Origin of the sequence: Siminovitchia fortis, assembly GCF_003605365.2 — a bacterium.
Taxonomy (GTDB): Bacteria; Bacillota; Bacilli; order Bacillales; family Bacillaceae_C; genus Siminovitchia; species Siminovitchia fortis.
Map to the genome: position 1 here is coordinate 16144 of NZ_QYTU02000014.1, position 13432 is coordinate 29575.

The 13432-nt window shown below is 44.6% G+C and carries 12 protein-coding genes; 2 read left to right on the plus strand and 10 right to left on the minus strand.

Features of this window, described 5'->3' with window-relative positions:
- Positions 1-24: 24 nt before the first annotated feature.
- The 4 genes from kynB to kynU form a co-directional block, all read right to left on the minus strand.
- Positions 25-657 carry an arylformamidase gene (gene kynB / locus D4N35_RS07960; RefSeq protein ID WP_120072246.1) on the minus strand — a complete coding sequence of 211 codons (633 nt, stop codon included), beginning with the start codon at positions 655-657 and terminating at the stop codon, positions 25-27.
- Between the two features lie 24 nt (positions 658-681).
- A complete protein-coding gene (locus D4N35_RS07965) occupies positions 682-2031 on the minus strand; it encodes a sodium-dependent transporter (RefSeq protein WP_120072249.1) in 1350 nt (449 codons plus the stop codon).
- 89 nt (positions 2032-2120) lie between these two features.
- Positions 2121-2900 carry a tryptophan 2,3-dioxygenase gene (kynA, locus tag D4N35_RS07970; protein ID WP_235870335.1) on the minus strand — a complete coding sequence of 260 codons (780 nt, stop codon included), beginning with the start codon at positions 2898-2900 and terminating at the stop codon, positions 2121-2123.
- Between the two features lie 316 nt (positions 2901-3216).
- Complete coding sequence (kynU, locus tag D4N35_RS07975; protein WP_120072251.1) at positions 3217-4494, minus strand: kynureninase; 1278 nt, start codon at positions 4492-4494, stop codon at positions 3217-3219.
- 165 nt (positions 4495-4659) lie between these two features.
- On the opposite strand from kynU, the gene D4N35_RS07980 reads away from it, so the two are divergent.
- Positions 4660-5274 carry a TetR/AcrR family transcriptional regulator gene (locus D4N35_RS07980; RefSeq protein ID WP_120072253.1) on the plus strand — a complete coding sequence of 205 codons (615 nt, stop codon included), beginning with the start codon at positions 4660-4662 and terminating at the stop codon, positions 5272-5274.
- A 476-nt stretch (positions 5275-5750) separates the two neighbouring features.
- Here the strand turns inward: D4N35_RS07980 and D4N35_RS07985 are convergent, their stop codons facing one another.
- From D4N35_RS07985 to D4N35_RS08010, 6 genes are all read right to left on the minus strand, one after another.
- A complete protein-coding gene (locus D4N35_RS07985) occupies positions 5751-6218 on the minus strand; it encodes an ASCH domain-containing protein (RefSeq protein WP_120072255.1) in 468 nt (155 codons plus the stop codon).
- A 14-nt stretch (positions 6219-6232) separates the two neighbouring features.
- On the minus strand, positions 6233-7504 hold the full coding sequence (locus D4N35_RS07990) for an ATP-binding protein (protein ID WP_120072257.1): 1272 nt from the start codon (positions 7502-7504) through the stop codon (positions 6233-6235).
- A 574-nt stretch (positions 7505-8078) separates the two neighbouring features.
- Complete coding sequence (locus D4N35_RS07995; RefSeq protein ID WP_120072259.1) at positions 8079-8801, minus strand: hypothetical protein; 723 nt, start codon at positions 8799-8801, stop codon at positions 8079-8081.
- Between the two features lie 278 nt (positions 8802-9079).
- Complete coding sequence (locus tag D4N35_RS08000) at positions 9080-9844, minus strand: hypothetical protein (RefSeq protein WP_120072261.1); 765 nt, start codon at positions 9842-9844, stop codon at positions 9080-9082.
- A 143-nt stretch (positions 9845-9987) separates the two neighbouring features.
- On the minus strand, positions 9988-11088 hold the full coding sequence (aguA, locus tag D4N35_RS08005; protein ID WP_120072263.1) for an agmatine deiminase: 1101 nt from the start codon (positions 11086-11088) through the stop codon (positions 9988-9990).
- 42 nt (positions 11089-11130) lie between these two features.
- Positions 11131-12465 carry an APC family permease gene (locus D4N35_RS08010; protein WP_120072338.1) on the minus strand — a complete coding sequence of 445 codons (1335 nt, stop codon included), beginning with the start codon at positions 12463-12465 and terminating at the stop codon, positions 11131-11133.
- A 596-nt stretch (positions 12466-13061) separates the two neighbouring features.
- Here D4N35_RS08010 and D4N35_RS08015 point away from each other — a divergent pair.
- Entirely contained in the window at positions 13062-13415 is a 354-nt protein-coding gene (locus D4N35_RS08015) for a DoxX family protein (RefSeq protein ID WP_120072265.1), read from the plus strand.
- Positions 13416-13432 lie beyond the last annotated feature (17 nt).

Here is a 13432-nt window from a genome sequence, read left to right on the forward strand (position 1 = left end):
TCGATAGCAATGTCCCCCCTGGTTTCAACCAATCGGTCTCAACACAGCCCTCACCGGACTCCCATCCGCTCCTTCAATGGAAAGCGGCAAAGCGATCAATTCATAGTCTCCCGGTTCCACATCAGTCAGTACGATGTTTTCCAAAATATATACGCCGTTATCATTGAGCGAATGGTGGGCATCCATCGTTTTGCTGTCGACTGCATCGACGGAAGGGCTCTCCGTTCCAATCAGGCGGATTCCCTTTTCTTTTAGAAAAGGGCCGATATTTTCGCGGAAAACGGTGTATTTTTCCGGAAATCGGTTTAAGTCCCTTCCATCCGTTGTTTTAAGAAGCAGCCGTTCCACTCCTTCCAATTCAAACCGCTCCAGTTCTTCTTTTCCAACCATTTCACACCCTGTCACATCAACAACCCGTGCTCGCCCAACATACAAATTGAGATCCAGTTCGTGCACTTTCTTCCCGTGCTCGTCAAAATGATACGGGGCATCAACATGCGTCCCTGTATGGACACTTGTTGTAAATTGGCCGATGTTCACGGAGCCCGTTTGCTCCTTCGTAAAACTAAGCCTGAAAGCAAACGGCGTGTCCCCCGGCCAAACGCCGATATCATTCGTCAATGGCTGCGATATGTCGATCCATTTACGATCTTCCACTTTTTCCACCGCCTTAGTTAACACTTATCCTTTTATAATCCCTAGCGTATTCAAAAATACTAAAACAATTGTAACCGGCACAACCCATGTCATCAAGACGCGCCAAGAGGAATACAAGCCCGCTGAACCCGATCCGTTCAATTGGAACTCTTCTTTTACAAGCGCTTTGTCCATTCGGTGAATAATAAACAATGCAATCAGAAGGCTTCCAAATGGCAGCATGATGTTGCTGACAAGGTAGTCGGTCGCATCGAATACGCTTTTTCCAAAAATCGTGAATTCCGCCAGGCTGCTTGAAGAAAGTGCCGCAGGAATTGCTGCAATAATGATGACCAATCCGGCAATCCAGGTAACCGGCTTCCGTGAACGCTTTCCGTTCGCCGTGAATGCGGCTACAATAATTTCGTACAGGCTGAATGATGATGTCAAAGTAGCGAATAAAAATAAAATCAGGAATAAGCTCAGGAACAATTCGCCAAACGGCATTTGTGCAAATACCGAAGGCAATACGATGAACAGCAAGCCAGGTCCTTCGGCAGGTTCATATCCGAACGCAAAGACGACCGGAAAAATCGCCAGGCCTGCAAGCAGCGAAACAAAAATGTTCATTCCAACGACTGATCCCGCAGAAGAAGTCAAACTGACGTCCCTTTTTAAATAGGAACTATACGTCACCATACACGAAAAGCCGACTGCAAGCGAGAAAAACGACTGTCCCAAAGCGTATAGTATCGATTCACCTGTTATATTTGAGAAATCCGGTGCCAGGAAGAATTTGACCCCTTCCATTGCCCCGTCCAGCGTCAAAGCACGAACAACAAGAATAATAAAGAAGATGAACAAAAGCGGCATCATGTATTTATTTGCCTTTTCGATTCCGTTCTGGACTCCCATGGCAATGACTAAAATATTAATCAATGAAAATAGCAGCAATCCCAAAAGGGTCACCCCCGGGCTTCCGATGACAGAACCGAACAATTCAGGATAATTGGCGCCGTCGCCAATCACCTTGCCTACAACGGACATTCCGGTATAAATCAACACCCAGCCGCCGACAACACTGTAAAACGAAAGCAGCAGGAAACAGCCGAGCACTCCAAGCCTTCCGACCCATACCCAAAAACTGTCCGGAGCCAGCTTTTTATAAGCGCTGATCGCTTCAACACCGGACCCACGTCCGATGATAAATTCAGAAACCAGCATCGGAAGTCCGATTAATAATGTAAATGCGACGAAAATGAGGAAAAAGGCTCCTCCCCCGCTCATACCCGTTACATAAGGAAACTTCCAAATTGCACCAAGCCCGATTGCGGCACCCGCCGAAGCCAAAATAAAGCCCAGCTTGGATGACCATTGATCTTTTCTCTCCTCCATTGCTCTTCCCCCTGCTCTAAACCGTCTGATTATTTTTTATCTAAAACCATCACCAGCCCATATGCGCCAGTGATGGTTGCAAAACAGCCTTATAACTCAGTTCTCAAATCCCAAAGTTCAGGGAAAAATCGATGATCCAACACTTGCTTTAAGTAGTTGACCCCTGAAGATCCGCCGGTTCCCACTTTGAAGCCGATGATCCTTTCAACGGTTTTCATATGGCGGAAACGCCACTGCTGCAGCCAGTCTTCGATGTCGACAAGCTTTTCGGCAAGCTCATACAGGCTCCAATATTTGTCCACATTGCGGTACACTTCCCGCCAGGCTGCTGCTACGGTAGGGTCGCCGGCGTACACTTTTGAAAAGTTGCGGTCCAACAGTTCCGGATTGATATCAAACCCGGCACGGGCCAGCGCCTTGATAGCTACATCATAAATGCTTGGAGCTTTAAAAGCCAACTCCAGCGCCTCATGAACTTCCGGATCTTTTTCGTAGATTTTTAAAATATGGGTTGATTTATATCCGAGCGCAAATTCAATCAGTCTGTACTGATAAGACTGGAATCCGGATGCCTGGCCAAGGGAGTCCCGGAACTCCAAATATTCGGCCGGTGTCAAAGTTGACAGGACATCCCATGCCTGAATGATCTGCGTCTGTGTTTTGGACACACGTGCCAGCATCTTAAATGCAGAATGCATCTCGTCTTCATCAATCGCTTTGATGGCAGCTGTCAATTCGTGCAGAATCAGCTTCATCCACAGCTCACTCACCTGGTGGATAATGATGAACAACATTTCATCATGATGATCGGACAGCCGCTTTTGGCTTGATAAAATTTTATCCAGGTTCAAATAATCCCCGTAGGTCATGTTGTTTTTAAAATCGGTATGGATTCCCTTCTCGCTGTCTAGCTTTTTATAAAGCTCTGATATGGACTTTGACAATGTTGTCTCCTCCTTTTAATTTTGTGAGCGCCTTCAAACGAAAAGCGCAAGGCGCGCAGCCTTAGGCGCAAAGCTAGACGAGCGCTGAAGAAGGCGTAGTTTGCCTTCATCAGCGATTGGCTTAATCCTTACGCCGATGGCGCCTGGAGCTGGACATTACGTAACCCTTGTTTGAAGAGAAAATTCGGCAAAATTTTAACTGTTAAACAAGGACGTCCGGCAGAGCCGGCCTCCATCCCTGCTATGCGACAACATCACGTTTATTTTCAAATTTCTTGTATTCTTCATTTTGCATGATTTTTTTCAAAATCTGAACGACCTGCCACACTTCTTCAAATGTATTGTAAAGCGCGATCGGTGCCAGGCGGATCCCGTTCGGTGTACGGAAATCCGGTATGACGTTGTTTTCCTTCAATGCTTTGCAAATCCTCGCCGCTTCCTGATGTTCAAGGAAAATATGGCCGCCTCTTTTTTCATCATCCCTAGGATTGGCCACGGTAAAATCAAACCCGCTTAGTTCGGCATCAATCAACGTCATCATATACCCGGTCATTTTCAGCGACTTTTCGCGGATTTTTTCAATGCCCGCTTCCTCGAACATTTCCAGAGACCCCAATAGCGGTGCTGCGCTGAGCAAATGCGGTGTCCCCATTTGCATTGATCCGGCATCAGGTGCCGCCGTCAATTCATGCTCCATGTCAAACTGCTTATTTTTATCTGAACTGAACCAGCCTGCAAGCCCAGGGCTCGTTCCAAAGTGCTTCTTGTTCACATACATGCCGGCAACCGCACCTGGCCCGCCGTTTAGATGCTTATACGTACACCAGAAAGCGAAATCCACATCCCATTCGCTCAAGGAATGGGGAACGGAACCGATGGAGTGGCACAGATCAAACGCAATCAAAATGCCGCGTTCGTGTGCAGCTTTCGTCAAACGTTCCATATCCAAAATCTGTCCGCTCCTGTACAGGACGCCTGCCAGAACAATGATCGCCACTTCATCCGTCATCGCCTCAATGATGTCGTTCTCATCAAGCGTCTGTCCGTCCCGGCTTTTTACCTGGATCAAATGCTCTTCGGGATCAAGCCCGTGGACCCGAAGCTGGCTTTTGATCGCATAAATATCCGTTGGAAAGTTCAATTCATCCGCTAAAATTTTCGTCCTTTTCCCATTCGGCTTATAAAAAGTCGATAAGATTTGATGCAAATTGACAGTTGTGGATCCGGTTACAATCACTTCCTCCGGATCGGCACCAATCAATGGAGCGCTCATTTTACCGAGCTTTTCTGAAAAATAAAACCATGGATTGTCTCCTTTTAACCAACCATCAATTCCGAACTTCTTCCATGAATCAAGCATGGACAAAAGTGATTCTTCTGCTCTTTTTGACAATAGCCCAAGAGAATTCCCGTCAAAATAAATCGTTCCGGGCTGGATGTAAAACTCCTCCCTGTATTTCTTCAGTCCGTCCTCTTGATCTAACTGTCTGGCATATTCTCTTGATAATATCTCAGCCATTTTACCTACTCCTTCGCCCCTGAATTTTCAGTATAAATTTACTATAACCGAATCGAATACTGCTAGTCAATGATATTATGTCAATGACATTATATCATCATTTTGATTGCCTATAAACATAGAACGCGGTAAAATATTGCTAAACTGAGAGAAGGAGCGAATAGGATGGACGGCTCTGAACAACTATCCAAGCGGCAGCTCCAGGCGATGCGGACGAGGGAAAACCTTTTGAATGCGGGCCGCGAGGTCTTTTTGGAAAACGGTTTTCAAAAGGCGACTATGACGCAGATCAATAAGCTTGCGCACACGGGTTACGGCACTGCATACGTCTATTTCAAAAATAAAGACGAGCTGTTTACGGAATTGATGGAAACGATCATGAAAAAAATGTATGACGTCGCCGGCCTTCCTTTCAAGCCCCGCACCAAAGAGGAAGCCTTCGCGCAAATTCTAAAGCAGACACGCCTTTTCATGCAGTCAGCCTTGGAAGAAAAAGAAATGATGAAGGTTGTAAAAGAAGCGATAGGCGTTTCTCCAATCGTTGAAGAAAAATGGAATCATATCCGCGCCCGTTTTATCGGAGGAATTACAAAGGATATTCAATTTGTCCAGGAAGCAGGATTGGCAAATGAAAAGTTTGACGCCTCCCTGATCGCAAAGGGATGGTTTTACATGAATGAACAGGTTATGTGGGAGCTGGTTCTGGGGGAAATTGAAGAAAACTTGGATGCCGTCTCTGAAAACCTGGCGGAGCTCTATACCGGGGGACTTTATAAATAAGAAAAGCGGAAGGCGCCCGTTTAGCGACGTACAAACTGGAGCACTCCGTAATGAGATAAAGGATAAGGAAAGGCGGAGAGTGCCTGCTTATCGGCGACAAGCATAAGACGAGCGCTGAAGAAGGCGTAGTTTGCCTTCAGCAGCGATTGGCTTATGACCTCGAGCCGATGGCACTTGTAGCCGGACAACACGGCGACGAAGGCAGGCTCAAGATGCGACGTCCTGTCGCTTCGCCTGCACTAGCACATCCTGTGCGTCGGAGCCGATGTTGACTTATCGTAGTGCACTGAGCCACTTCCTCGAATAAACATCCGCGCAGAAAAAGCAAAGCCTTTTCGAGGAAAGGAGGGCGAAGTTTGCTAGTCGCTGGGCGCTGGAGCTGGACATATCGATCATCAATCCATATAGAAAGCCAGTCAAATTTTAAACTCCCTTAATCAGTTAAAAAGCGAAAAGCCTTTGAGCACCTTAACCGCTCAAAGGCTTTTCGCCAGTGCTTTTCCCCGTTCGTTACTGTCAATCAGTTCAAACCGTTCGCAAACCAGCAACAGATCCTCGGAAAATGTAAGTCCCTTTTCGTTCAACTCATTTGTGAAAAATCTCACATGGGTATCCCACCATTCCTCATAGGATCCTTCCCCTTCCGAAACAGCAAAATCCTCCGTCACTTCGTTCATCGGAACGACTTCAACTTCGGCTGTTCGAATGATGGCAACCGGCTGGTCTTCGCTGTCAAGAATGACACTGTAATCATCCACCTTTGGCAGCGGCTCATTTTCAAGGTCATAAAGCAGCCGGCATGAACACGTTGCCCGTTTTTTGCCGGCAATCACCAGGCGCGCCAGCTTATCCGCATCATCTCCGAACTGCCAGGCGCTTACGGAAGAAGGCTTTTTTTCACTTCCCCAGTATTCATTCCAATACGTTAAAGAAGCTTCATTCATTTGAAAAATACCTCCTACATGCCGAATCCCACTTTGGAAAAGTCCTCTTCTCCCCATTCCTGTGTGCGGGTTTTTTCGTTGGCTGCTTCCAGATTCTGTATAATGCCATCAATATCAACCGCTTGATCATAATGCCATTGAAGGGCTGCGGATGTGTACAGTTCATTCAATTGGGCAATGGAAAATTTTTCAGTTTGCTCGGCAATATAAAGAATGTCCGATTTCGCCATGAACCGCTCCATCTGTTTGTTTTGAAGTAAATATTGAAGGCGCAGTTCGAAGTCAGGACGCTTAATTTCGTAGGCACGGTCGAACCGGCCGGCACGGTTGATCAAAGCGGGATCAATTTTTTCCGGGTAATTGGTTGTGCCAATTAAGAAAATGCCCTCTTTCGAAGTCGCACCATCCAACGTGTTCAAGAATACGGATCTCGATGATTCCGGCATGGAGTCAATGTCCTCGATCACCAAAACCATCGGTGCCATCTTCGCTACAATGGAAAAGACCTCTTTAATCGAGTAGCTCGTTGTATACTCCGTGATCTGCCAATACGCAACAGGCGCATCAATACTGCCTGCAATGGATTTCACAAGCGTTGTTTTTCCATTGCCCGGCTGCCCGTAAAGCAGGATTCCTCTTTTATAAGGGATGTTATAAGTTTTAAAAAAGTCCCCGCTTTCGTTGAAAAATTCGTCAATCGAACGGTAAATTTCGGATTTCAATCCTTCTTCCAATAACACATCTTCTCTGCTTACAAGGGAAGTGACTTTCTCCTTTTCCCGTTCCACTCCTTCTTCCGTATCGGTGAAGACGCTGACGCAATCCTTCATGATTTCCTTTTGGCGCTCGTAAACGTATTGCAAAAATGAAAGCAGGCTTTCATCGTCTTTGGCATAGATGAATTCACGCTGATAATCTGTAAAGCTTTGAAAAATCGGCAGTTTGACCAACGCTATTTCATAATCCGGGTAAAAATAAACGGCATTGTTAATGGATGGTTTGATGACAAATCCATTATCGTTTTGCTCATAGTCAATGCACCCTGTTTCCACGTGGTCAAAAATGTAGGAAAGAAGCTCCGCTTTTCCGGAAGCCAAATCCTCTTCCAGCACATTCCAGATTTCTTCCACATTTTCATTGTCGAGATACATTTTTAAAATAAGCCCGGTCTGTTTTAAAATAAATCCGTGCACTTTGTCCAGCGCCACACCGTAATCGTAATAGTATGGCAAAATTTCTCGGTTGTTTTCCGGCAGTCGAATAATAAATGATTCTTTCAATGTCATTTCCTTCCGTCTATATAGGCTGTATTACTCATTTAGTTTACCGAAAAATTTGCAGCTTGAAAAGGCGCTTTGAATCGGAATATGCAGATCTAAAAAAAACAAAACAGGGCTTGCTGCTGATTTTCGATTGTGTTTTCCGATTGAAGAAAACTGGATGAGAAGCATATTCAAGGACGATGGCTGGAACAGGACATATATGAATGGATCAAGTTCCTGGGCATGGTTGACGGAAAGCAGTAAAAAGCGGGAACTTATCCATTCGTGTCTGGTTTCAGCGATGGAGGCAAACTTAGGGGCATCTCCGTCTGATTCGTGACCGTTTTTGGGGAGGTGGAGATAAATTCGGGAACTTATCCGGCTGTTTCGTGACCGTTTTTGAGAGATGGAGGATTATTTGGGAACTTATCCGGCCCATTCGTTACCGTTTTGGGGAGATGGAGGCCTATTCGGGAACTTATCCGTCACATTCGTGACCGTTTTCACAGCCAACACCAAAAAACGGGCACGAATATGCCCGCTTTCCTATTTTGAACCTGACCACTAGCGTTATTTTTAAAATTAAGCTAAGCAAAAACTACTGCATCCCCGGATGCCCTTTCGGGAATAATATGATCTCTTCCCTGAACGGAAACAGTTTCATTTCCCTCGCCTTTTCCCCGTGGTTGATCATGATTTCATGAAAGATTTCCTGATCGGTTTTTCCATCCGTGTTGACACCTAATTTTTCAGCTGCATTGTGAATCATCGCTTTTCGCACGTCCATCGCCACTTCGCGAAGGTCCCGGCCCTCCGTTTGAATGCCGTACTCTTTGGCATACTTCAGGATTTGTGCTTTCCGCACCTCGTACGTGAGCTCTTTCAGAGATTTGCCTTCACTGGAAATTCCCAGTTCAGAAGCTTCCTTTTTAACCTTTGCTCCTTTGATTTCTTTCTTTAAGGTTTTGATGTCTTTTTCCTGTGTGCTGATTCCATATTGCTGTGCAATTCTTGTCACCCAAACCTTTTCAATCTCTTTCTCCAATTGATCCGTGCTTTTTCCTTCAGTTGAAATGCCCAATCCTTCCGCATGCTTTTTAATGTAAACATCACGGATCTCTTTGTTGAGCGTTTCCATATCTTTGCCTTCTGTGTCGATTCCCAGCATTTCCGCATACTTCTTCGTCATTTCCGGGTCGCTTTTAAATTGGCGCTCCCCCCACTCCGCATCATGCATTTCAGCGGAGACAGCTGATCCCATGCCAACAATGACTCCAAGCGCAACGACTGCCGCAAGAAAATATGTAGCCAGCCTCTTCATTTTGAATTTCCTCCTTAAAGTGTATAGTTCGCTTTTTAGCATGCCCTTTAATAAAAATGCCATGAATAAGAAATGCGCAAGGCGCCCGTCTATCGGCGCAAAGCTAGACTACGCTTGCGAAGGCGTAGTTTGCCTTCATCAGCGATTGGCTTAATCCTTGCTCCGATGGCGCCTGAAGCTGGACATTACGTTAATCTTGTTTGAAGAGAAAATTCGGTAAAATCTTATGATTTCTTTAGCTTTTAAAAAAAAAGAATGCCGGACCCGGCATTTCCATTTCACTGATTCTCTTCCTTGCTTTCTTTTTTCTGCTCCTTTTGCTTAAGCAGAAAAAGCTGCAGCGGCTCCACGGAGCCGGTCATAAGTTTATAAACGTACGAGGAAGTGAGCTTGTAGCTGTTTTCGATTTTTTCAGCGAGGTAGTTGGCTCTTTCAAACAGGATCGAGCGGATGTTTGTAACTTGCCTCAGGATTTTTTCAGTGACCGCTTCTTGGCTGTCCAAACGGCTGATTACTTCCTGATGCCTTTCCTCTTGCTTCGAAATTTGTTCCGCCATTTCCCTTTGGAGTTCATATTGCTCGTTTAATTTTGTTAAAAGCTCTTCGTTGTCGGCTTCAACAGATTTCAAACGATTTTCGATTTCCTCATTCGTTCCACTGACCTGCAAAAGCTGCTCCATTACCTCTTTTTTAAAAAGAGTCTCCTCATCCAGCTTCTCCTCCAGCCTCCGGCTCTTTTCATCAATGGCCGTCAACTGCTCCTTCACATTTTCATGGACCTCATCATGTTTCCGGTCATTTCTTCTTAAATCTTTCAACTGATAGGATATTTTCTTCCATTGATTTTTTCGCACCTGCTCCTGATATTCCACCATTTTATTTAAATCCGAAAAGGATTGCTGCCAGATGGCATTAGCTTTTTTCTGCACCTCTAAAAATTCGGCCCATTCATCTATTTGAGCAACCGATTGGTTGGGTTCATCAATCTCTTCCACACTTTTATAAATATACAGGTGTTCTTCTTCATTAATATATAACCCCATATTCCTTGTACACCCCCTTGCTTTTAAATCCATGTATTAGCTTATGCAAAGCGGCTGCAAGGAGGGACGACAAAAATTGATCCGGAATATCATTAGAAAAAGCTTGTAGAAAAATCCGCTTTTTCTACAAGCTTTTTAAAAATTTATGGTCTCGGCTGAACCATTGTCATGCAATGGATATTGCCTCCGCTTAGAGACCACTCCTTCGTCGGAAGGCCGATCACTTTTCGATCCGGCATCAGTTCCTGAAGTTTTTGAACAGCTTCCTGATCCCGAGGGTCATTAAATTGAGGAACCAAAAATCCGCCATTCACGAAATATCCGTTAATATAAGTTACGGCCAGCGGCTGATTCGGCTCACGCGGCGCCGCATCCGCAGCAATATCAAATCCTTTGTTTTCCTCTTCTGTTATATGGATGACTTCCGGGATATGAATTTTATGGATTTCAAACTTTCTCCCTTTCGCATCCGTTTCATTGCTAAGGATATCATACGCTTCTTTGAACACCGGATATTGCGGGTGATTCACATCATCCACCCATGAAAGGGCGATGACGCCGGGTTTGATGAAAAAGAGGATATCATCCACATGCCCGTCCGTTTCATCATACAGCATCCCTCTTTTTAGCCAAATGACCTTGTCCAAACCAAGATATTCCTTGCAGTTCCTCTCCACTTCCTCTTTGGACATATCCCCGTTCCGATTCGGGTTCAAATTGCACTGCTCCGTCAAAATAATGGTGCCTTCTCCGTCTACCTGCGTTGCTCCGCCTTCAAGAATAAAGTGTTTGGCATCATAGGAATCTATATTTTCCAGTTCAAAAAGCTTTTGCGCAAATTGCTGGTCCAAATCCCATGGAAAATAGAGCCCTTCCTTTAGTCCACCATAAGCATTGAAGCCAAACTGGACTCCTCTCATTTCCCCTTCATCATTGATGACGTAAAATGCCCCTTTATCCTGGACCCATGATTCGTTCGTCGACATTTCCACAACCCGGACTTTTTCCGATAATCTTGCCCTTGCATTTTCATACTGGTCAGCGGAGCAGATCACCGTCATTTCTTCATATTCTGCGATTGTATTTGCTACGATCACAGCTACTTCCTGAGCAGGTTTTCCCCCATTCCGGAAAGCAAAGCCTTTTTCCGGCCAAATGATGATTGACCCTTTATGCGGTTCAAATTCTCCCGGAATTCTGAATCCATCTTTTTTAGGTGTGCTGTCTTTAATTGTTCTTGCCATAATGATTCTCCTCTTTTCATATGATGTAATTTTTTATATGTGTTATTGATCATTATTACTGAGTTCCGGCGGACTGACTTTAAAAAACTTGGTCAAATATAAAATATAGACAAAGCCGATCGCCGCCCAAACTACCCCAAGTATCATAGCACTTTTCTCAAGGCTGAACCACAAGTATATGTTAAATGCCAAACCTGCCCCTGGTATGATAATGGAAGTAATAATCGATTTGACGGACCGATTTTTTTCCCGCCTAAAGAAATAGACGATCACAGATAAGTTGACAAATGTGAAGGCCACAAAGGCTCCGAAGTTAATAAGCGAAGCTGCCTCCGTAAGATCCAAAAACATAGCTGTCAAGGCCAAAGCCCCTACAAGCAGGATATTAAACACCGGAAGCCCAGTCCGCGGGTGAACATATCCAAAAAATTTCTTGGGTAAGACTCCGTCACGCCCCATTCCATATAACAAGCGCGATGCGCTCATTTGCTGGGTGATGCCGCAGGCAAGTACCGCTACAACATAACCCGAAATGAATATAGAGTGGAACAAAGCCCCGCCAATATACCGCGCGATTTCCGGTGAAGCGCCTTCAATATCGCCGAAAACGGATACATCCGGAAATAAGGATTGCATGAAATAGGTTACGGTAACAAAGAAAGCTCCTGCGCTCAAGGCAATGATGAAGATCGCCCTGGGGATGTTCTTCTTTGGTTCAATCGTCTCTTCAGCCAACGTTGTTACTGCATCAAAACCAAGGAAAGAAAGTGCCAGAATGGATGCTCCTGCAAAAACAGCCGGAAAAGAAAGCTGTTCGGTATAAAACGGGTTAAGGGAAAATGTATTTCCGGTATCGCCATACATGATCATTCTGATAGTCAAAATAACAAAGATCACGGTGACCAACACTTGCAGAATAACCAAAAGGTAGTTAAAAATGACCGCCAGTTTGACCCCAAAAAGATTCAGCGCCGTTGTAATGACAATGGTCAAAAAAATCCATATCCACGATGGGACACCAGGAAAAGCGGACGACATATAAATACTTGCCAGCAGCGCGTTGATCATCGGAAGAAAAAGATAATCCAGCATGGCGGACCATCCGACAAGAAAACCTAAATGCGCATTCATTGTTTTTCTTGTATAGGTATAAACGGAGCCTGCCGACGGATATTTTTTTACCATTCTTCCGTAACTGTACGCTGTAAAAAAAATGGCCACAATGATCAATAGGTAGGCCGCCGGAACATGGCCGCCAGTAATGTCGGAGATGATGCCGAATGTATCAAAGACTGCCAAAGGCGACATATACGCCAAGCCGATAAAAACGACATGCCTTAGTTTTAAAGATCGCTTTAATTGTCCCCCGTCAGAAATTGCACTCTCTTGCAAGGAACCGTTTAATTCTTTTGCCTCACTCAGGTTCATATACTCCCCCCATTCAAAATAAACCTTATAAAACTTTTTAGGTTTTTCCAGTTTTCAAAGGGATTAAAAAATGCCCCTTTTCCATATAAAGTGGTTGCCACTTTCTAGAAACACTTCCTTTGCAGCAGGCGTGATTCCTTTTTGAGAAAATTGTTCATAACAAATGATGTCGCTTTCAAAGATATAAGTGCCCGAATTTTCTCAAGGAAAATTTGCAATGCTAGTCCAGAAAGATTCATAAATTTAAAATTTAATGCTATTCAGCCCCCTTCCTAAATGAACCAAGGGCTTAGTTCACTGCGCCTTGGATACTTGCATTTTTTAATATGCAAAATATATTCCACTTTTAATATTTTTGCAAATTGGCCTAACCTCAGGCCTTTTCTAAAAATAAAAATCCTCACAAGATATGATTCGAACCGATTTCGCATAAAACGATGCGATAGCGAATCGGATTTGCAGCTTCGTAAGCCGCAAATATAAAACATGAAAACAATGCAATGTTTGTCCATAACAAAACATATAGTTTATGAGGGGGGATGGGAATGATCACTTTGGTAAGGTGGGCGGTCGCCTACGTGTTCGTCGTTTCCGGTACAATGAAATTGATGAATCCGGAACTCGCCAACACATTTATTCAATTGAGGCTGCCGTATCCCGAACAGTTGATGATGGCAGTCGCGGTAACTGAAGTTGTGTGCGGGATTCTGATTTTAATCAATAGGGGGACGAGACTTGCCGTAATGCCATTAATGGGAATCATGGTCGCGGCATTGATTTTAACGAAAATACCATTGCTTTCATCCGGATTCATGGATTTTGCTTTCGGCGCAAGGCTGGACATCGTGATGCTTTTACTGCTTTTTGTTTTGCATAATCATCGGGGTATATTGAAATAAGGGAGAAAATCAGTTTT